This is a genomic window from Arthrobacter sp. sptzw42 (assembly GCF_059089685.1).
Genome location: NZ_JBNHEX010000002.1, coordinates 170,184 through 190,772, shown reverse-complemented (window position 1 = coordinate 190,772; position 20,589 = coordinate 170,184). Strand labels below are relative to the sequence as shown.

The following is a 20,589-nucleotide window of genomic DNA, read 5'->3' as shown; positions in this document are numbered from 1 at the left end:
GGCCCCCGCAGGCTGCCGCTGTGAGGACTGAAGAAAGCACGCCGCCTGCCAGCACCGCCTTCCAGCGCATAGTTATTGGGCTCCCGCGGGCCCGGCGTCAGTGAAGGCGTGCCCCAGCACCTTCCCGAACATGCCTGGCTCCTGGTCAAGGCCGCTGCAGTTATTGGATACTGCGCCGGATGTCTGCCCCTGCTTGCCCGGGTCGCAGCCGGTGTCGCGGTTCAGCGACCACATGGACATGCGTCCGACACCCCGCTCCAACGCGAAAGCGTTCAGCCCTTCGGCGTCCTCCTGGGAAAACACCTGGCCTTCCACGTCATTGCGGCCAATCATCGGCGTGAGCCCGATCCTGTTCCAAAGGGCTGCATCGTCCAGCGGTGTGCCCGCCTGCTCATAGAGTGTTTTCAGGGTCCTGTGGGTTCCCTCGGCTGCGCTGACTGAGGCAGCGAGCATGGTTTGCCCCTGCTTGAGCGGCCCGAAGTTCATGGTCATGATGTTTACGCCGGCAAGTTCAACTCCTTCCTCGAGCATCGTTTCCACGGAGACTTTCGCCGCGGCAGTAAGACCGTCCGCGGAGACGGGAAGGGTCAGCCACACCTTCAAGGGGTTGTCAGCCGGGCGCTCCGATTGAAGGCGGGCCATGGCAGCTGCACGCCGCTGGGCTGCGGCAGGATCGCCGGCGCCGTTTCCCTCGACGTCGAGGTCCACTGTGTCCAGCCCGTATCTGGCGATGACCGCTGAGTAGGCATCAACCAGGGCGCCGCTGTCAGCACAGGCAACCGCCAGCTCCGTGCCGAGTTGCCCGCCGAAGGAGACAGCGACGTCGTTGCCGGCCTTCCTGAAGGCCTCCACCTGCGAGTCGAGGTCCAGTTTGCCCTTTGCCTGTTCAAGGTCATAGGAGCCTCCCCAGGAGGGTTCGCAGGGCCGGTCCGGATGGGAGGTGATAAAGGACAACACGGCAGTAACGGGTCCTTGTGGGGGCGAGTCCTGCAGGCGCAGGGGAGGAACCAGTGTTACGTCGAGGTATCCGCCGAACCACCTGGGATTCAGCTCTGCGCGGTTGACTTCCACCCCCGGACTATTGCCGCCCTGCTGCCCCGGGCCGCAGGCGGCAAGGGGCAGCAGGGCGGCAAGCACGGCCAGGCTTCTGCCCAACCAGGTCAGTGAAGGCATGTTCCGATGCCACCTTCCTGGTCGTCTGAAGCGTGGATAACAGGTTGCTCACTATATTCCAGGCGAAACTTTTGAGCTACAGCCAAGTCGGTGCCGGTTCAGGCGGAACTGGGGGAGAGCGGCCCGAACGTCTCTGGAAGGGCGGAATTGGGCGGCAAGGCGGACACCGTCACGCTGTTGGTGCGTTCGGGTTTGTACCATCCCACGGCGGAGCCCCGCAGGGCCTGGATGGCGGATCCGAAAACCACGTACGCGCGCAGAGGTTCGTAAATGAGCCGGTAGATGGGCACCATGAGCAGGTGCAGGAGACTCTCACGCACCATCAATACCGCCACTATGGAGATGAGCATATGGGTTGCGGCAACAAAGGCAGAGAAAAGCGCGATTGCCTGCCATTCTCCACGGGCCAGGCTGCTGATGGCCACGATGACGGTCAGCGGCATAAAGATCAGCGGCACAAGCACGGAGATCAGTGCGTACGGCATGGTGAGCAAGCCGAGTGCTCCGAACTTGGGGTTGAAAAGCATGCCACGGTGCTTGTACAGGGTCTGGATGTTGCCGTAGGTCCAGCGAAGCCGCTGCTTGAACAAACCGCGTACCGTCAGCGGCGCCTCGGTCCAGGCCACCGCTTCGTTCTCCTGGACGATGCTGTACCCCAGGCGCTGCAGGGAAAGGGTAAGGTCGGCGTCTTCTGCCAGGGTGTCATGGGAGTAACCGCCAGCCTTCAGCAGCGCTTCCCGCCGCCAGGCGGCACAGGCCCCGGGCACGATCGAGATTGCCCCCATAAGGCCCTCCGCCATCCGCGTCACACAAATCCCGGACAGGTATTCCAGGCTCTGCCAGGCAGTGATGAGGTTCCGCCGGTTGCCCACCTTGACATGCCCGGCGACAGCCCCCACCTCCTTGCCGTTTCGGGGAGCCATGAAGTGCCGCGCAAACATCTTGATGGTTTGGGGCTCGAACAACGTGTCGCCATCGAGCGTGATGATGATTTCTCCCCAGGACTCATTGATGCCGTGGTTACTCGCCACTGACTTCCCGCCGTTGGGCTGGTTGATGACACGGAGTTGGGGCCACGTCTTGGCATACTCCGTCAGAACTGCCAGCGTCCCGTCTGTTGAGCCGTCGTTCACCGCCACGACTTCCATCAGTGGATAGTCGCTGGCCCGGAGGGCATCAAGGGTTTTGGTCACCACCGGTTCTTCATTGAACACAGGCAGCACCACACTGACGAACGGCCATTCCGTTTCCTTGATGTTGTCCCAGCGGCGCCTCTTTTGCCGTGCGTTATTAATCAGGGCCAGGACAACGAACAGGAATGTGAGGATGGTCAGGGACCCGATGCCGAACCAGAACAGCCAGTTCAGCAGGACGTTAGGGGTGACCAGGTAGGTGGTCACCGCTGCGAGGGTGACGTTGTCCTCCAGCGTGGCAGGGGCAGAGCGCTGGGGTACAAAGTCCGCGGGCAAAAGTGGCTGGACTGTGGTGAAGGTGTAGCCCTGCGCTTTGGCGCGCGGGATGAATTCCTTCAGCATGTTGACAGTTGCGGTGCGGTCACCGCCGGCGTCGTGCATCAAAACGATGTGGCCCTGGCCGTCCAGTTCGGGGGCTTGAATCGGCACTCCGGGCGCGTACTCCCAGTCGCGGGTATCAATGTCCATGTTGACGTGCAGATACCCCAGTTGCTGCGCCTGCAGCAGGGCAAGGGCGTTGTTTTCCGGGTTGCCGGTGGGGATCCGGAACAGCCTTGTATCGTAGTGGTCCATCGCCCGCATCACACGGTCCGCCCCAATAATCTGCTGCCGGTTAAAGGCATCGTCATGTGCCCAAAAATCTATATGGGACATCGTGTGGTTGCCGATCATGTGCCCTTCGCGGATGGTCCGCTTGAAGAGGTCCGGGTACTTGACGATGTTGTCACCCACGGGGAAGAACGTTGCCGGTACTCCCTCCTTGGACAGCAGATCCAGGATTTCGGGCGTGAAGCGCGGGTCCGGCCCGTCGTCGAACGTCAGCATGATGGTCTTGGCCATCGGCTCGCCATAGGCTTCCATGACGTAAGGACTGTCACCGATCAGTGCGATTTCCGCCGGCGTGGCTTCCCGCCATACGGTGTCGCTGAAGGGGTCCTTGAGGAGCGTTTTACCGTCCCTGTGATCCACCAGTGCTATGCGGTGGTAGACCGAGGTGCGCTCCTGGTAACCGATCCTCGGGATGTTTTCGAGGTCCTGCAGCGCAAGCAGGTTCCGTGGATAGTCCGAGGCCTGGTTTTGTTGCCCCGGCCTCAACGGCGCGGTTGCGGCCGGGAGGATGCCCACCGCTGAGAGGACCACCAACAGCACGCCGGCCAGTAGGAGGCTGAGAACTCTCTGCCAGCGGTAGCCGGTGGCATCGAAAAAGACAGGGGCCCTGCCGATTGAGTGCGGAGGAGCTGGTTTCGTCATGATTACCTTAAGAGGGAATCTTGCCTGCAGGTGTCTTTACAGGGGCACGGAGAGATGACAACCGAAGGAGGGCGGATCGGGGTTTGATCTGCCCACTGCGTGGCCCCGGACCCAGCATTTCCCGGAGTGTCACCGTGTCAAGAAGACTATGAGCGCCCCCGCTGCGGCACATGCGTAGCTTGTACTCGTGTTTTCCACGGCAACGTACCTGTATGGATACTCATCAGTGCCAGGGCGGTACTCCCAGCATTTCTGCCGGTAGCATCAGGTCCAATGAATAAAGCGCTGTGGATCTGCTGCCTCGTAGGCGCCGCCGTCGGGATCACCCTGGGTCTCGCTGTCTTTGACAGCCCGTTTATCGGCTTTGCCGTGGGACTGGGCGTTGGAGCAATCGTAGGCGCCGGTATAGGACCGCGGCGCTAGTCTGCCGGCGCCTGGCTGAACGCCGGGAGAGACCAGGTGGAACGGTCACTCGTGCGGTCCGCTGTTGTTGCAGCCGTCCGCAGCGCACCCGTCAGGGGAGTGCTGCCGGGATAGGCAGAACCAGTGTGATAGCTGCCCCTGATCCGGCTCCGTTTCACCTGCCGGCCCTGTCCGCTCAACTGGGAGTTTTCCTGTCCGCTCAACTGGGAGTTTTCGGATGGAGCGGCCAGTCGCCGGCGTTCTCCGGCGCCGTGGTCCCAGGAGCCAGCCTCAAGCAGACGCGGCAGCACCCGCCACCAAGGCCCGCAAAAGGGCGCGGCATTGGGGAGGCCCTTCTCAACGCTACTTGACATAATGTAGATTATCGGCGTTTTGGAACGGAGTCGGAAGGGGCAGGAATTGGCCCTCGAGGATACGGAACAAACCATGCCACGACAGGATGTCTCCGCAGGTCATTGTCTTATTGCGGGCGCTCGTTAAGAATGAGTCAATGACGGTCTACGTGCGATCACTTGAAACTGCAGTTCCAAAAACGATGCTGATCCAAACAGAAGCACGTGACGTGTTTGCGGCCCAGCCCGGTTTGTCCAGGCTTGGCTCGCGGCTGGTCAGCACCTGTTTCGACTCTGCCGCCATTGATACCCGCTATTCCGCCGTGGAGGAACTGACCGCGGATTTCCGCTCGGACGATCCCCAGTTCTTTGACCCTGACACCGGCCTGCTGCTGAACCCCAGCACGAAGGTCCGTAATGACATCTTCGGCCGCGAGGCGACCAAGCTCTTCGTCCAGGCCGCCCGTGCTGCGGTGGACGCAGCCCCCGAAATTGACTTACTTGACATAACTCATCTCGTGACCGTGTCCTGTACGGGGTTCTTTAACCCTGGCCCGGACTACAAGATCGTCCGCGAACTAGGTTTGGATCCGGCCGTGCAGCGCTACCACCTGGGATTCATGGGCTGCTATGCAGCTTTTCCCGCACTTCGGGCTGCCAAGCTGTTCTGCGAAGCCGACCCGCAGGCAGTTGTCCTGGTGGTGTGCGCAGAGCTTTGCTCCCTGCACGTGCGTACCTCCAATGATCCGGACACCATCATGGGCTCAGCCCTTTTCGCCGATGGTGCCGCCGCCGCCGTCGTCACTGCACGCAGCGGTGCCGAGGATAAGTCCCTGCTCCAGCTTGACCATTTCGAAACGGTGCTCACACCGGTCGGCGAGGACTCGATGGCGTGGAACATCGGCGACCACGGCTTCGAAATGGTATTGGGAAATTACGTGCCGCACATCATTGACGACCACATCGTCGGTGCCCTGCAGCCCCTCCTCGCCCGCGACCCGGAGCTGGAGGCACTCCCCTACACGTCCATCCGGCACTGGGCCATCCACCCCGGCGGGCGGAGCATCCTGGACAAAGTCCAGTCCCGGCTGGAACTCACTGACGAACAGCTGGTCCCGGCGCGGGAGACGTTGCGGAACTACGGAAACATGAGCAGCGCCACGGTGCTGTTTGTCCTCAAACACATCTTGGAGCAGGATCCGCAGGACGGGGATGAACGGATCTGCTCCATGGCATTCGGCCCGGGACTTACGGTGGAAACCGCCCTGTTCACCAAGCTGCGGCAGGCTCCCGCGACGGCACTGGTGGACCAGGCCGCCGGGCACGCCGCCGCGGAAGTACCTGTCTCCTGAGCGCCTTGGACCTGCTGATGCGGCAGCGCGCCGTCGATGCCGTGGAATTGATGGATGCTCCTGATTGCGATGTCGGGCGCCTGCAGAACACCTACCGCCAGTTCGCGGTGATTAACCGCGCGCTGTCCGGATGGCGAAGGCTGTACGTCCGGGAGCTTCGTCCTCATCTGGCCCGCTGCACGGCTCCGGCCACCCTGCTGGACATCGGCTGCGGCGGAGGGGACCTCCCCTATCAGCTGGCGCGCTGGGCGGGCAGGGACGGACTTCCGCTGAAGGTCACCGGCATAGACCCTGATCCGCGAGCGGCGGCATATGCGAGGGGACGTCCGCTCCTTCCCGGCGTCGAGTTCCGGCAGGCGCACAGCGCTGATCTGGTCCGCGAGGGCAGGCGGTTCGACTTCGTCATTTCGAACCACGTCCTGCACCACCTGTCGGAGGCCGAACTGCAGCAGCTGCTCGCCGACTCGGCTGCCCTCTGCATCAGCAAAGCGCTGCACAATGACCTGAGGCGCAGCCCTGCGGCGTATGCCCTTTTCTCCGCCGCAGCCCTGCCGTTCCCGCATTCCTTCATTCGGGCGGACGGCCTGACATCCATCCGCAGGAGCTACACCCTTTCCGAACTTACCGCCCTCGCTCCCCTGGGCTGGCTGGTCGAAGCCACCACCACGTTCCATCAGGTTCTCGCCCTGCGCAGGACATGAAGTGGCACGGTCAACGGATGTCCTAATCGTCGGTGGCGGTCCGGTGGGTTTGTACCTGGCCGCCCTGCTGCTGCAGGAGGGTGTCCGTGTTCGAGTACTTGAACAGCGGCAGGCCAGGAACCTGCACTCACGGGCCATCGGCATCCACCCACCTGCACTGGAGGCACTGCAGGAAGTGGAAATTGCCGCTTCCGCGGTCCGCAACGGGGTGCGGATCCGGGAGGGCATGGCTGTCAGTGGCGGGAAAACGGTGGGCGTCATGCCGTTTGCCGGGGCGTCGGAAACTTATCCTTTCGTCCTGGCCCTGCCCCAGTACAGGACCGAGCAGCTCCTGGAGGAGCGCGTCCACCAACTCGACTCCGGCGCCCTGGTCAGGGGTGTGCGCGTCAGGGACATCGCGGACGACGCCGGATCAGTCACCGTGGTGGGCGAACCCGCAGACGGCGCCAAGGGACGAAGGGCGTCCTTCACCGCGTCCCTCGTGGTGGCGGCCGACGGCGCCCGGTCGCCGATGCGTGATCTCCTGGGAGTGCCGGTAAGCAGGAAGGACTACCCGGACCACTACCTCATGGGTGACTTCCGGGACTCCGGGCTCTACGGCGAGCGGGCGGTCCTGTTCCTCGAACCGGGCGGAATTGTCGAGTCCTTTCCGCTGCCGGGCACAGTGCGCCGGTGGGTCGTCCGGCTGGAAAGCCCTGCCCGTACCACCGCGCCGGAGGATCTGGCACAACTGGTCCTGCGCCGGACCGGGATTCTTCCGGACGCGGGCACCAACACCATGGTGAGCGCGTTCAGCGTCAGGTCCACCGTGGCCCGGAGCATGCTGGCCGGCAGAGTGTTCCTGCTCGGCGATGCCGCGCACGAGATCAGTCCCATTGGTGGCCAGGGCATGAACCTCGGCTGGCTGGATGCCCAGGACCTCTCCCCCATCATTCAGGCAGCGTTGGCACACGGAATCCGCCACCAGGACGTGGAATGGCGGCTCCGGGAATTCCAGGTTCGACGCCGGCGGGCCGCCGCGGCGGCCAAGCGGCAGTCTGAGATCAACATGATGCTGGGACGGCCGCTGCCCAGGCCGTTGCTGGACCTGCGGAACCTGGGGATGAGCGCCGCTGCCGCCACTCCCGCTGTCAACCGTTGGGTGGCGAGGCGCTTCACGATGCAGCAGTGGTAGCTGTCCTGGCTGACAGTAAGTCCGTTTCCGGCTTTGGTCAGCTCAGCATGGCCAACAGCCGAGCGGAAGGACGGTCTGCCGGCCGGCGGTTAGGCTTTCCCCATGAGCCAAAGCTTGCCCGAGACCACGCACACCGCAGAGCAGCTCCGTGAAGCAGTGGAGCGGATGCTTGCGGCCGGTTCCCTCCCGCCGATCGTGCAGGCAGGCCATCCCGCACTCCGGCAGCGCGCTGCCGCCTTTGACGGGCAGTTGTCCGATGACCAGCTCGGGCGCCTGATATCGCTGATGCGCGAGGTAATGCACGAGGCTCCTGGTGTTGGGCTGGCAGCGCCCCAACTCGGGATACCGCTGCAGCTGGCCGTCATGGAGGACCAGTACGACGTCGATCCCGACGCTGCTGCCCTCCGTCACCGGAACCCTCTGGACTTCCTCGCCGTCCTGAACCCCCGCTACACACCGCTGGCTTCCGGCCTCGCGTCCTTTTACGAGGGTTGCCTTTCACTCAACGGACTCCAGGCCGTGGTGGCCCGGCACGAAAAGGTGCTTCTTGAGTTCCAGACACCGGAGGGAAGCGCCGTGGAGCGGGAGTTTTCCGGCTGGCAGGCCAGGATTGTGCAGCACGAAACTGACCACCTGAACGGTGTGCTGTACCTTGACCGCGCACAGCTCCGGTCCCTGAGCAGCAACGCCGAATACGCCGCCCATTGGGCCGAGCCGGGCATCGGCAAGGCGCAGCAGGGCCTCGGTTTCGACGCCGGTCCTGCCGGTATCAGCATCCGCTGACGCCGGCGCCCCGAGTGCCGCAGGAATCGGCTGCGGCAGCCCTAGGATGGTTCCATGCCCTCCACCACGGACCTTCCTCTACTGTGCCCGGTGTGCCGGAACCTGCTGGAACTCTTGGCCGCAGGTCCAGCCGGGCAGGGCCGGCTGGTCTGTCCTTCAGGCCATAGTTACGACGCCGCGCGGCAGGGCTATTTCAACCTGCTGGTGGGAAAGGGCACTGCCTTCGAGGCTGACTCTGCTGACATGGTCCAGGCGCGCTGCGACTTCCTGGATGCGGGGCACTACCGGCCGCTGGCAGCTGCGGTGGCCGCCGCCGTCGTACCCTGCCTGCCCGGGGAACGCGGCGCTGTCCTTGATGCAGGAACGGGAACCGGTCACTACCTAAGGTCCGTTCTTGATGAAGCGGCATCCCATTACCGCGGCAAAGTGGCTGCGCTTGGCCTGGATATCTCCAAATTCGCCCTCCGCCGGGCGGCCCGGCTCAACCCCGAGGCTTGGAACCTGGTTTCGGACGTCTGGCAGCCGCTGCCGCTGGCAGACGCGTCAGTAGATGCCATTACGGTCATTTTTGCCCCGCGCAATGCGGCCGAGTTTGCCCGCGTCCTCCGGCCCACAGGCCGCCTGGTGGTGGTCACGCCCCGGAGCGGCCATCTCGCCGCCATCGCTGCAATAACCGGGATGCTCGGCATCGAGGAAGGCAAGGAAGCCAGGCTTACCGAAACGATGGGAAGCCACTTCCACCCCGAAAAAAGCATTGACGTCGACGTACCCCTGGCGCTGACACGGCGGCAGGCTGCTGACCTGGCCTTCATGGGGCCGGCTGGCCACCACCTTGATCAGGGGCACCTCGCTGAACGGCTGGCAGGCATGTCCGAGCCGATTGCAGCAGAAGCGAAGTTCCGACTGACAGTCTTTAGAGGCAGCAAACCGGCTGCGGAGTAACGACTTGGCCACTATCCCCCCACCACCGGTGGAAGCCCGCCCACCGCTGGCCAGGCCGCACTAATATTAAGAGGACAGTCACTGGCGGTGACCCCGTTCGGCTCCCCGTCGGAAAGGGGAAACATTGTTCGAATGGCTCGGGGAAAACTGGTGGGCATTATGGCTCACCGCCTTCCTGGCGTTTGCAGTGATCGAGATGATCACCCTTGACCTGTTTTTCATTATGCTCGGTGGCGGAACCCTCGCCGCGCTGGCAGCAGACTTCGCGGGCGCTGACCTCTGGCTGCAGATCGTCGTTTTTTGTGTGGTGTCCCTGCTCATGATTGCCTTCGTCCGGCCCGTCGCACTGGCCCATCTGAAAAACGGCCCCTCCGAGCAGCGCACGAATGTCGACCGTCTCATCGGTGAGACGGCCACTGTGATGGAGCCGGTCACGTCCGAGGGCGGCCTCGTTAAAATCGGCGGAGACATTTGGACCGCACGTTCCGCAGGCGGTGTCCTACCCGCCGGCCAAAAAGTAGTGGTATCCGCCATCGATGGAGCCACGGCGCTGGTGGCCGTGCCGCCGGAAGCAGCAAGCCCGTCCTGATACAGCCTGAACACATGGGGAACAAGGAGATGTATGGATAACGCAGGAGGAACTGCATTGGCTATTGTGCTGGTGGTCCTGATCGTGTTTGTGATAATCGTTCTGGTCCGGGCGGTGCGGATCATTCCGCAGGCCCGTGCAGGCGTGGTTGAACGGCTGGGCAAGTACCAGCGGACGCTCAACCCAGGGCTGACCATCCTGATTCCGTTCGTGGACCGGCTTCTGCCGTTGCTGGATCTGCGCGAACAGGTTGTTTCGTTCCCTCCGCAGCCGGTGATCACCGAGGATAACCTGGTGGTCTCCATCGACACCGTTGTCTATTTCCAGGTCACGGACCCGAGGGCCGCAACGTACGAGATCGCCAACTACATCCAGGCAGTGGAACAGCTGACAACCACCACTCTCCGCAACGTTGTGGGCGGCCTGAACCTCGAAGAAGCATTGACCTCCCGTGACCAGATTAACGGGCAGTTGCGCGGGGTGCTGGACGAGGCCACCGGGCGCTGGGGCATTCGTGTCTCCCGCGTCGAGCTCAAGGCCATCGATCCGCCGCACTCCATCCAGGACTCCATGGAGAAGCAGATGCGCGCGGAGCGGGACCGCCGCGCCGCAATCCTTACTGCCGAAGGTACCAAGCAGTCAGCCATCCTGACCGCCGAAGGCCAGCGCCAGGCGTCCATCCTGGCGGCGGAAGGCGACGCCAAGGCCGCGATCCTGCGGGCCGACGGCGAGGCTCAGGCAATCCAGAAGGTTTTCGACGCCATCCACAAGGGCAACCCGGACCAGAAACTGCTGGCATACCAATACCTGCAGACCCTTCCAAAGCTTGCGGAAGGATCCTCCAACAAGTTGTGGATCATCCCCAGCGAAGTCGGCGAGGCCCTCAAGGGGATCGGCAACGCACTGGGCGGAACAAACCCGGATCCTGCCGTAGCCGGGCTGTTCGACGAAGTGGGAGCCAAACCCTCCGAGCATTAGGAGCAGGAAAGGCACGGCGAGGGGCTGGCAGCGGATGCGGGTCCCCCTTGGTTTTGGTTGCCATGGCCCGCACCCGTATAATTGGGTATTTGTCCGGCAGGAGCAGATCCGCTGGAACAACCAAGCTTCGCAATGCGTTGAATCTTAAGATGCAGCACAGAGCACACAGTAGTCCGGCGGTGTTTTTCAGCCGCCGGCTAGCGCGGGTTTTTACTCCGCGAACCGACCAGAGGGAGAAAACATGAGCGATCGCAGCCTGCGGGGCATGCGCCTTGGCGCGCAGAGCATGGAGACCGAGTCCGGAGTTGAGCCGGCTCCGCGTCAGCGCGTCGAGTACCGGTGCGAGGACGGCGAGCAGGTTTTTGTGACGTTCTCCTCCGAGGCGGAGATTCCCCCGGTTTGGGTTTCCAAGACCGGCAAGGAAGCGCTCCTGGTCGACGGCGAACGCCCGGACACCAGCAATGACAAAGCCGTCCGCACGCACTGGGACATGCTGCTGGAACGCCGCTCCCTCCCCGAGCTGGAGCAGATCCTTGAGGACCGGCTGACCATCCTGCGCGAACGCCGGGGAGAGCGCCGCTCCGCATAGTACCTTGATTGAAAGCAAGGGCCGTCCCCACATTGTGGGAGACGGCCCTTGCTGTTTGCCACTCTGCTTTTTGGCGGCAAGCGGGTGCGCGCTTACCGCTGTGCCGGCAACTTCTTCCGCGTAAGGGTGTTCCAACGGGCCTGGAGTCCCCATTTGGTGACGTTGATCATGGCTTCAACCACGATGTTGCCGCTCATTTTGGAGGCTCCAAGTTCCCGCTCCACAAAGGTGATGGGCCGTTCCTCGATCCGTAGACCCATGCGGGCAACCCGCCAGGCAAGGTCCACCTGGAAGCCGTAGCCCACCGAGTCCACCTGGTCCAGGTTGAGCTTTTCCAACGTGGTCCTGCGGAACGCGCGGTATCCGCCGGTTACGTCTTTGATCTTCAGGCCCAGCATGAGGCGTGCGTAGGTGCTTCCCACCCTTGAGATAGCCTGCCGGTACAGCGGCCAGTTCACGACGCTTCCGCCGGGAACCCAGCGGGATCCCATGGCAAGGTCGGCGCCCTGGTCGATGGCCTCAAGGAGCTGGGGAAGCTGTTCGGGCTGATGGGAACCGTCAGCGTCCATCTCCACCAGGACGTCATAGCCGGCATCAAGGCCCCACTTGAAGCCGGCGATGTAGGCAGCCCCCAGGCCTTCCTTGCCCTTGCGGTGCAGTACATGCACCTGCGAGTCCTCGGCAGCGATGCCATCGGCGAGCCGGCCAGTGCCGTCAGGGCTGTTGTCATCCACCACCAGCACGTCCGAAGCCGGGACGGCTGCGCGGAGCCGCTGCAGCGTAATAGGCAGCGATTCCAGCTCGTTGTAGGTGGGGATGATGGTAAGGACGCGCACAGAAGGCCTTCCTGAAGGGAACGGTCGGTGCACCCGCGGGCGAGCGAATTCGCTGGCAGGCGCAGCTACCCATTATAGGGCGGAGACTGGAGGGGTCAGGAACGCAGCGCAGGGCTGGTGTGCAGTTCCACGCCGTCCCTGACGGTCTGCAGGCACACGGGATCCGAGCCGGTGTCCAGTGCCGGCAGCAAGGGTGTCCGGGCCCGGGGATCGGTGCTCCACGACTGGACCCTTCCGTCGGCCACCTGCACCATCAACTCCTCGACTTCCCAGACCGCGAAACTGGCCGGCGCTCCGGGGACAAGCTGGCCCGCCATGGGGTTGTGGTACTTGGCTGCCCTCCAGCCTGCCCGGGTGTGGCCAAGGAAAGCGGCCCGTGCCGAAATCCGTTCAGCCTGGTTGTGGTGCTCAAGGCAGGCCCTGACGCTGGACCAGGGGCGCAGCGGCGTTACGGGGCTGTCGCTGCCAAAGCAGACCGGAACCCCTGCAGAAAACAGGCTGGCAAAGGGATTCATGGATCTGCTCCGCTCCCCCAGGCGTGTCTCGTAAAGCCCGCCTGGACCGCCCCAGGCAGCGTCAAATGCGGGTTGGGCACTGACTGTAACGGAGTATCGGGCCAATGTGGCAACAGCGGCCGGTTCCACCATCTCCACGTGCTCAAACCGGTGGCCTGCCGCCCGAATCCTCTGCTCCCCCACCTCGGCCGCTGCCAGCTCCAACGCTTCCAAAGCTGCATCCATCCCGGCGTCGCCAATGACGTGGAAACCACCCTGGATCCCGGCCAGGGAACAAGCAGCAAGATGGGCCGCTGCCTCCCCGACGCTCAGGTAGAGGCTGCCGGACTCGTTGGGGGCGTCGCTGTAGCCGGACCGCAGGGCTGCTGTCCGTGACCCTATGGAACCGTCGATGTTCAGGTCGCCGGCCAGTCCCCGGACGCTGACATCCAGCTTGTCAAGAATGCTGCGGGCATGCTCTTCCGATGAAGCCAGCTCGCCCCAGTAAGCCAGGACTTCCGGCGTCGCCGTGCCGCCGTTGCTGTTCCAGTTCGCCGCCAGTCGAAGATCAAGGGCACCGCCGATGTGTGGAGCGCCAATCTCCGCCACTGCCACGTAGCCATTGGCCGCGGCCTCGGCGAGGGCGCGGCCCTGGTGCCTTGCGAGCACCTCGGCCGGGAGCCGCCGCGTTGCCTGCCGGGCTGCTGCGTGCGCCGCCAGCCGAACCCTTGGGCCGCCGTCGAAACCATCAAGCCCGCGGAGGCCGGCCGATGCGGCCAGGGACGCCGAGACCAGGGCCGAATGGACGTCAACGCGGGAGAGGTAGACAGGGCGGCCCCTTGCGGCCCTTTCCAGTTGCTCAGCCGTGGGGAGGGTGCCGTCCGTCCAGGTGGTGTCGTCCCAGCCATGCCCCAGGACCGGGCCTTCACCGGGCGCAGCAGCCACAGCGTCCAGGAGCTCCCTGGCCGACCTCACGTCCTGCAGTGACAGAGAGTCCAAGGCAATTCCTGTCTCTGTGAGATGCATGTGGGAGTCTACGAAGCCGGGGGCAACCAGGGCTCCGCGGAGGTCAATGACCTCCATTGAACTGTCCGCGATCGAAGATGCTGCCTGTTCCGATCCAACCCACGCCACCGTGTCACCATCCACCAGCATGGCCGACGCAAAGGGGTCAGCGGCCGTATACACCGAGCCGTTGCGGTAAAGGACAGGCTTGCTCTTGGGGCGGAATCCGGGCTGGTCTTCGGGACGGGGCATAGGAAAGCGAAACTCCTGGAAGTAGGACGGCCGGCAACAGCAGGCGGTGGGGGGGTCAGAGGACGGACGAGTAGGCTACAACGCCACGGCGGATCAGTGCGATGGCGTCGGAACAAAGGCGTGCGAGGCGCGGGTCCAGGCCGGGAATCTTCGCCAGTTGGTCCAGCAGGTCAACCACCTGCTTCACCCAGCGGACAAAGTCGCCGGCGGCAAGGTCCGTTCCACTCAGGACGTCCTGCAGGTGCCGGCCGCGGGCCCACTTGTAGATGGGCCATACCAGGCCCAGTTCCGGTTCGCCGGTCAACGGAAGTTTGTTTTCCTCTTCCGTATCTTCCAGGGCGGACCACTCCCGCACAACGGTGTCCACCGAGGTCTCCAGTGAGACACTTGGCATCCTCGGCCGCATGCCGCGGTCCTCGCGCTTGGCCTGGTACACCAGGACACTGGCCAGGGCGGCGACTTCCACGGCGTCAAGGTCATCGAAGGCGCCAAGACGGAGGGACTGGGAAATCAGAAGGTCCTTTTCCCCGTAAATCCGCCTTAGCCTCTGTCCGTCAGGGCTGATGTTCAGCCTGCCGTCCGGTGTCGGCTCCAGGTATCCGTAGGAGGAAAGGACGTCGCAGACCCGGTCAAAAGTCTTGGCAATGGTGTTGGTGCGGCCTTGGATCTGCCGGACCAGCCCGTCCGTCTCCCGCCGCAGCTTCCACCAGCGTTCTGACCAGCGGGCGTGGTCCTCCCGTTCGCTGCATCCGTGGCACGGGTGCGCGCGGAGGGCGCGTCGCAGGTCAGCGATGCGCTTTTCCTGGTTCGGCAGGGCGGTGGCGAGGCCGAAGTCGTTGTTGCGGTTGTTGCCCGGGGCCGGCGGGCGGTTCTCCCGCAGCGCGTTCCGTGCTGATGATGCCAGGTCGCGCCGCGATTTGGGCACCTTCGCATTGAAGGACTTGGGTATTCGGATGCGCGTTACCGGAGCAATGGGACCTTCGAGATCGTCGGTCCCGATGCGGCGCAGCTGGTTGTCCAGCGTCAGCACGGCGGGCCGGGGCTCGCGGCTGCTGTGGTCCGAGCTCAGCACAATCGCCGGTCCGGGGGCCCGCCCGCCGGGGACATTCACCACGTCTCCCGGGAGCAGGCGCGCCAATGAATCATCGCTAAGTGACTTCCGGGCGCGTGACTTGGTCCGGGAAGTGACGTTTTCGGCGTCGGACAGTTCCCGGCGCAACCGCGCGTACTCTGTGAAGTCGCCGAGATGGCAGGTCATCGATTTCGCATAGCCCGCCAGCGATTCCTCGCGGCTGCGGACCTGCTTTGCCAGGCCCACCACCGAGCGGTCCGCCTGGAACTGCGCGAAAGAGGATTCCAGGATTTCGCGCGCCCTGGCCCGCCCGAACTGGGCCAGGAGGTTGATGCTCATGTTGTAGGTGGGCCGGAAACTGGAGTTCAAGGGATAAGTGCGCCGTGAAGCCAGGCCGGCCACCGCCGTCGGGTCTGTACCAGGCTGCCAGAGCACCACGGCGTGGCCTTCGACGTCGATGCCCCGCCGCCCGGCGCGCCCGGTCAGCTGCGTGTATTCCCCTGCGGTGATGTCCACGTGCGCTTCGCCGTTGAATTTGTCCAGCTTTTCGAGCACAACGGAGCGGGCAGGCATGTTGACGCCCAGGGCGAGGGTTTCGGTGGCGAAGACGGCCTTCACCAGTCCGTCCGCGAAGAGCTTCTCCACCACTTCCTTGAAGGTGGGCAGCATGCCGGCGTGGTGGGCGGCGAAGCCGCGCAGCAGGCCATCACGCCAGGTCCAGAAGCCCAGAACTTCGAGGTCGTCCGGGGGGATGTCGCGGCCGGCCTCGTCCACGCGCTCCGCGATGATCCGCTGCTCTTTTTCGGTGGTGAGCCACAGGCCCGAACCGACGCATTGGGCAACGGCAGCATCACAGCCGGCCCGGGAGAAGATGAAGGTAATGGCCGGGAGGAGGTCCATGCGGTCCAGGCTTGCGATGACCTGCGGCCGGCTCGCCGGGCGGACGCCGCGTTCGTCGCCGCCCCTGCCTGGCCGGTCGTTCCCTCGCCTGCCGCGTTGGCCCCGGCCGGGGGCAGACCTGGCACGGAAGCTTTGCATGCTTTCGCTGCGGGCAACCGTGAGGAGATCGGGGTTTACATCAAAACCACGGCTCGCGGCAGTGTCCTTGCGGGAGTCCGGCTGCGCTTCGTCAGCATCCACGGGCGGAGCTATCTCGTCGAAGGTTGTCTCGCCGGCAAAAAGGTCCATGATCTGGCGGCCCACCATGACGTGCTGCCACAGCGGCACGGGCCGGTGCTCGGACACAATGATGTCCGTGTCGCCGCGCACCGTATCAAGCCACGCACCGAACTCCTCGGCATTGGAGACCGTGGCGCTGAGGGAGGCCACCTGCACTTCGCTGGGGAGATGGATGATGACTTCTTCCCAGACGGCACCGCGGAAGCGGTCGGCAAGGTAGTGCACCTCGTCCATGACCACGTAGCCCAGGTCGCCCAGGGTTGCTGAATCGGCGTAGAGCATGTTGCGGAGGACTTCAGTGGTCATCACCACCACTGGAGCGTCACCGTTGATGCTGGTGTCACCGGTCAGGAGGCCCACGCTGTCGGAGCCGTACTTGTCGCTGAGCTCGGTGAACTTCTGGTTGCTCAGTGCCTTGATGGGTGTGGTGTAAAAAGCCTTCAGGCCCCGTTCGAGGGCAAGGTAGATGGCGAATTCGCCGACAATCGTTTTGCCGGCCCCGGTAGGCGCCGCAACCAGCACTCCCCTGCCCTCCTGCAGCGAACGGCAGGCCTGGCGCTGAAAATCATCGAGTTCAAACTCGAGGGTGCGGGAGAAAGCGCCGAGGTAGGTGGCTGCCTCGGCCCGCTGCTCGGCGCTGAGGCGGTACTTCTCCGCCGGTGAAAGCTCTTCGGGCTCGCCCGGACCGGTAGGAAACTGCCTGGGCTGGAACGAACCGTCGTTGGAGGACATACCCCAAGCCTAATGGGCGCTTAGAGGTTCTTCAGCTCACTGCCCGGGGTGGCGACGTCGGCTGTGGCCTCGGTCTCGGCCATCCGTTTGGCCTCACGGCGGGCCCTGCGCTTGTCGTTCATCAGGCAGACACCGATGGCTGCGAAGAAGAGCACCAGCAGCGGGCCGGCCAGCATGAACATGGAAATGGCGTCAGCACCGGGGGCAGCGATGGCTGCCAGAACAAATACCAGGAACACGGTGATGCGCCAGGCCTTGAGGATGGTTTGGCCGGAGATAACGCCGGCCATGTTGATACCGACCAGCACCACCGGAACCAGGAACGCAATTCCCAGCACCAGGACCATGCGCGTGACGAACTCAATATATGTGCGGGCATCAATGACGCTGGACGAGCCCTCCGGCGTGAACTGTGTCAGGGCATGGACCACCTGCGGCACCACCAGCCAGCCCATCCAGATGCCGGCAAGGAACAGGGGGACAGCTGCAGCCATGTAGCCCAGGGTGTAGCGGCGTTCCTTGGAGGTAAGGCCCGGGGTGATGAACGCCCACAACTGGTAGATCCAGATGGGGCTCGAGATGACCGCCCCTATCAGCAGTGACATCTGAAGCTTGAAATCGAACGGGGAGGCGATGCTCCCGAAGTTGATCGCGGCGAGCCCGCCGGTTTGTGCCGAGATGCGGTTGACCGGCTCGGCCAGCGCCTTCAGCAGCGGATCGTAAAGTATCCATCCTCCAATGCCGCCAATGACGACGCCGATGGCCGACTTGATCAGCCGGTTCTTCAGCTCCTTGAGGTGGTCCCAAAGAGCCATCCGCCCCTCGGGGTTGGCTTTACGGGCCCTCGACAGTGCCACTGGGGGTTAGGCGCGGTTCGACGGCGGAACGTCAGTGCCGTCGGTTGGCTCGCCGTGCTGCGCCTTGGGGTGGTTGACGATGGTGCCTTCCACGGGGCCTGAGGCGTCAGTGGAGTCGGTCTTGCCGTCGTTCTTCATTTCCTTGACTTCGGATTTGATGATCCGCATGGACTGTCCAAGGCTGCGCGCCATGGCCGGAAGTTTGGGCGCGGCAAAAAGAAGCAAAGCAACAACAATGATGATTACGATGGGCCAGGGGCCATCAAAGAGTCTTCCCACGGGAATTCCTTTCGTCTAAGTACATTTTACTTCCAGGTGAAGTCCAGATCGCCGAGCGCCTGTGGCTGGCCCCGGTCCGTCTTGCGCTGCACCCGTTTGAGGCGGCGTTCTTCCCGTCGGGATGACTTGGATGCCTCGTAATCATGTCGCATGACGGTCGGCGAGGCAAAAACTGCCGAACCGGGCTGCGGCCTTGCCGGGTCCGCGCCCATGGCCGGCTGCTCCATGGGGCCAAGGTGCCCCAGCTTCTCGCCTGCCGCCCCCAGATCCCGGAGGGTGGCCATGAACTGGCGGAACAGCCGGATGCCCAAAAAGACATAGAGGAGCAGTGACAGCGCAACGAGCGCCACCCATATGAGAATCCAGGACCACCAAGGCATGTTTTGAAGTCTAGCCGCCGTATCTGGCCAGCGACGCCGCCAGCCACGCCCGGGCAGCGTCGGCAAGCTCCGCCGGAGCCACGATACGGGCGGAACCCCCGTGCTGGGCCACGAACATCGGTAGCCACGCTGTGTTCCCGAACCGTATCTCAGCCACCAGCCCGCCGTCGTCGAGTTCTGCTATGCGTTCCGCGTAGTAGTCGTCCGCCAGGCCCCTCCCCTGCCGGGTGAGCTGGACGGTGACGAGGGTATCGTCCTCCTTGGCGGTGAAAAGTTTTGCCGGAACCCCCTTAGCCGGTGTGGTCCCTGCCGGGACGGGCCGCCCGTTCGGTTGAACGTCCTGTATGCGGTCCAGGCGGAAATTCCTCAGCCCCTCCACCGAATGGCAATAGGCCTCGAAGTACCAGGTGCTGTCCAGCGAGTAGAGGCGCAGCGGGTCCACATCCCGTTCCGACACGCTGTCCCGCTGCGGAGCCAGGTAGTGAAGGCGCAGTTGGGAACCCGACTCGATGGCCTGCCGGATGGTGGCGTGCGTCGCCGCATCAGCCGGTGCCACTTCCGGCCCGGCAAGGGAGGCTGCCCGCAGGCCTTCCTCGCCGGCCGCCGCCAGGAGCTTGAGGGTTACTGATTGCAGGGCGCCGTCCTCAGCTACCTCCGGCAGCCCGTTCAGTGTCTCCAGCCCGGTCAGGAGGGCGCAGGCTTCCTCCGCGGTGAAGCGTACGGGCTGGGTCAGGTCCAGGTCCTGGGTGATGTAAACGTGGTCATCCTCCCACTGGATGTCCAGCAGGTCGTCCGGGTATCCCTCCGGCAGCCCTGAACAAATGAGGATTTGCAGATCATCCTCCAGTTCCTTCCTGCTGATGCCGAAGTGCCGGGCGACGTCCTGGATGTGCAGGCCCTGGTTGTGCACCAGGAAGGGGACCAGTTGAAGCATCCGTTTGAGCTGGTCCTCGGAAGTGCGCGCCCGGACGGAACGGGCGGGCACACTGGCGAACTGGAACTGGGGAACGGGGGCTGCGCTGAACTCCGCGGCGGCGTGAAGTCTTCGCCGGACGGCGTCGGCAAGTTCGGCGGGAGCCACGGCCAAGGCGTCAGGGCCGTAGGAAGCGAGCTCTTCCGCCAGGGCCTCCGGGTCCCTGTACTGCAGGCTGATCCTTTCGTACCCGGCTTCGGGTTGATCGCCGCGAGGGCTGTCCTGGATGGTTTCCCGTGCAGACTCCGGCGCGGTACTGCGGCGTCGCAGTGCCAGCAGCCGCCCTTCCCGGACGTCCACGACGGCGGGGCGCAGCGGCAGTTCCGGCAGGCGGTCCAGTTCCTGCCGGATGTTGAACCCGAGCGGTGGCGCAAACTGCTCCCGTTCGAGCGTGGTCACCGCGCTGGTGAAGCGGGAGAGCCGGAAATGGCGGGGGGCTTTCCGGGCGCGGTCGTAACCGGCGAGGTACCAGTTCCCGAACCGGCTTCCCAGGCCCCAGGGCTCAACGGTCCGCTGTTCCTCTGTTCCGGTGCTGCCCGCAAGGTAGGTGAACGTGACGGGGTGTTTGGCATGCATTGCCGCAACGAGGTCGTCGAAGGCCTGCCCCGCGGGTTTGATCCTGGGCTGGACACCGGCGGGAAGCTGGACGTCCGCCATCGCGCCGGACGCCTGTAGCTTGCGCAGCGCGCTTTGGGCGGCCGTGCCCAGCGCTGCCCGCTCCCAGAGTTGGGAGGCCAGGAGGAGTACTGTCCACTCCCCCGGTCCCAGTTGGACTTCCGGCAGGCGGTTGGATTCCTTGCCGATGCGGTAGCGGGTGGTGGCGGGATCGTCTTCGCTCCAGCCAAGGTCGGTCAGTGTTTCGACCTCGAACCCGAACTTGCGGAGATCGCTTTTGTCGCGTTCAAACATCCGTCCGAAGGAGGCCTCATTGCCCGGGGTGTCCCGGTAGATCGTGTCACGCAGTTCACTGCGGCGCAGGCCGTACCTCGTGTTGAGCAGGGCGATCAGGAGGTTCAGGAGGCGTTCAGTACGGGATGCGGACACCCTCGT

18 protein-coding genes are annotated in these 20,589 nt (G+C 64.0%); 9 read left to right on the top strand and 9 right to left on the bottom strand.

Annotated features, from left to right (window positions below; translation table 11 throughout):
* Positions 1 to 72: 72 nt before the first annotated feature.
* Positions 73 to 1,173, bottom strand: coding sequence for a chitinase (locus AC5RT4_RS02950; protein WP_494039721.1), 1,101 nt, complete (start codon positions 1,171 to 1,173; stop codon positions 73 to 75).
* Between the two features lie 98 nt (positions 1,174 to 1,271).
* Positions 1,272 to 3,617 carry a bifunctional polysaccharide deacetylase/glycosyltransferase family 2 protein gene (locus tag AC5RT4_RS02945; protein ID WP_494039720.1) on the bottom strand — a complete coding sequence of 782 codons (2,346 nt, stop codon included), beginning with the start codon at positions 3,615 to 3,617 and terminating at the stop codon, positions 1,272 to 1,274.
* Positions 3,618 to 3,890: 273 nt separating this feature from the next.
* Between AC5RT4_RS02945 and AC5RT4_RS02940 the strand changes: the two genes are divergently transcribed.
* The 9 genes from AC5RT4_RS02940 to AC5RT4_RS02900 all read left to right on the top strand — a co-directional run bounded on the left by AC5RT4_RS02940 (position 3,891) and on the right by AC5RT4_RS02900 (position 11,480).
* Entirely contained in the window at positions 3,891 to 4,040 is a 150-nt protein-coding gene (locus AC5RT4_RS02940; protein ID WP_494039719.1) for a hypothetical protein, read from the top strand.
* Between the two features lie 490 nt (positions 4,041 to 4,530).
* A complete protein-coding gene (locus AC5RT4_RS02935) occupies positions 4,531 to 5,724 on the top strand; it encodes a type III polyketide synthase (RefSeq protein ID WP_494039718.1) in 1,194 nt (397 codons plus the stop codon).
* Between the two features lie 17 nt (positions 5,725 to 5,741).
* A complete protein-coding gene (locus tag AC5RT4_RS02930; protein WP_494039717.1) occupies positions 5,742 to 6,425 on the top strand; it encodes a methyltransferase domain-containing protein in 684 nt (227 codons plus the stop codon).
* Between the two features lies 1 nt (position 6,426).
* Positions 6,427 to 7,599 carry an FAD-dependent oxidoreductase gene (locus AC5RT4_RS02925; protein WP_494104809.1) on the top strand — a complete coding sequence of 391 codons (1,173 nt, stop codon included), beginning with the start codon at positions 6,427 to 6,429 and terminating at the stop codon, positions 7,597 to 7,599.
* Positions 7,600 to 7,701: 102 nt separating this feature from the next.
* Positions 7,702 to 8,382: a peptide deformylase gene (locus AC5RT4_RS02920; protein ID WP_494039715.1), complete on the top strand. Its 681-nt coding sequence runs from the start codon at positions 7,702 to 7,704 to the stop codon at positions 8,380 to 8,382.
* 54 nt (positions 8,383 to 8,436) lie between these two features.
* Positions 8,437 to 9,324 carry a methyltransferase domain-containing protein gene (locus AC5RT4_RS02915; RefSeq protein WP_494104808.1) on the top strand — a complete coding sequence of 296 codons (888 nt, stop codon included), beginning with the start codon at positions 8,437 to 8,439 and terminating at the stop codon, positions 9,322 to 9,324.
* A 124-nt stretch (positions 9,325 to 9,448) separates the two neighbouring features.
* Positions 9,449 to 9,913, top strand: coding sequence for an NfeD family protein (locus AC5RT4_RS02910; protein WP_494039713.1), 465 nt, complete (start codon positions 9,449 to 9,451; stop codon positions 9,911 to 9,913).
* A gap of 33 nt (positions 9,914 to 9,946) precedes the next feature.
* Positions 9,947 to 10,891 carry an SPFH domain-containing protein gene (locus AC5RT4_RS02905; RefSeq protein WP_494039712.1) on the top strand — a complete coding sequence of 315 codons (945 nt, stop codon included), beginning with the start codon at positions 9,947 to 9,949 and terminating at the stop codon, positions 10,889 to 10,891.
* Positions 10,892 to 11,132: 241 nt separating this feature from the next.
* Positions 11,133 to 11,480 carry an RNA polymerase-binding protein RbpA gene (locus tag AC5RT4_RS02900; protein WP_013600997.1) on the top strand — a complete coding sequence of 116 codons (348 nt, stop codon included), beginning with the start codon at positions 11,133 to 11,135 and terminating at the stop codon, positions 11,478 to 11,480.
* A 92-nt stretch (positions 11,481 to 11,572) separates the two neighbouring features.
* On the opposite strand, the gene AC5RT4_RS02895 is transcribed toward AC5RT4_RS02900, so the two are convergent.
* From AC5RT4_RS02895 to AC5RT4_RS02865, 7 genes are all read right to left on the bottom strand, one after another.
* The gene (locus AC5RT4_RS02895) at positions 11,573 to 12,316 is read right to left on the bottom strand and encodes a polyprenol monophosphomannose synthase (RefSeq protein WP_494039711.1); all 744 of its coding nucleotides are present in this window, start codon (positions 12,314 to 12,316) and stop codon (positions 11,573 to 11,575) included.
* Between the two features lie 95 nt (positions 12,317 to 12,411).
* The gene (locus AC5RT4_RS02890) at positions 12,412 to 14,067 is read right to left on the bottom strand and encodes an amidohydrolase (RefSeq protein ID WP_494104807.1); all 1,656 of its coding nucleotides are present in this window, start codon (positions 14,065 to 14,067) and stop codon (positions 12,412 to 12,414) included.
* 55 nt (positions 14,068 to 14,122) lie between these two features.
* Entirely contained in the window at positions 14,123 to 17,050 is a 2,928-nt protein-coding gene (locus AC5RT4_RS02885) for a DEAD/DEAH box helicase (RefSeq protein WP_494104806.1), read from the bottom strand.
* 20 nt (positions 17,051 to 17,070) lie between these two features.
* The gene (tatC, locus tag AC5RT4_RS02880; RefSeq protein WP_494039708.1) at positions 17,071 to 17,865 is read right to left on the bottom strand and encodes a twin-arginine translocase subunit TatC; all 795 of its coding nucleotides are present in this window, start codon (positions 17,863 to 17,865) and stop codon (positions 17,071 to 17,073) included.
* Positions 17,866 to 17,913: 48 nt separating this feature from the next.
* Positions 17,914 to 18,186 carry a Sec-independent protein translocase subunit TatA gene (gene tatA, locus AC5RT4_RS02875; protein WP_494039707.1) on the bottom strand — a complete coding sequence of 91 codons (273 nt, stop codon included), beginning with the start codon at positions 18,184 to 18,186 and terminating at the stop codon, positions 17,914 to 17,916.
* 26 nt (positions 18,187 to 18,212) lie between these two features.
* Positions 18,213 to 18,566, bottom strand: a complete 354-nt coding sequence (locus AC5RT4_RS02870) for a hypothetical protein (RefSeq protein WP_494039706.1) — start codon at positions 18,564 to 18,566, stop codon at positions 18,213 to 18,215.
* A 10-nt stretch (positions 18,567 to 18,576) separates the two neighbouring features.
* Positions 18,577 to 20,583: a helix-turn-helix transcriptional regulator gene (locus tag AC5RT4_RS02865; protein ID WP_494104805.1), complete on the bottom strand. Its 2,007-nt coding sequence runs from the start codon at positions 20,581 to 20,583 to the stop codon at positions 18,577 to 18,579.
* Positions 20,584 to 20,589 lie beyond the last annotated feature (6 nt).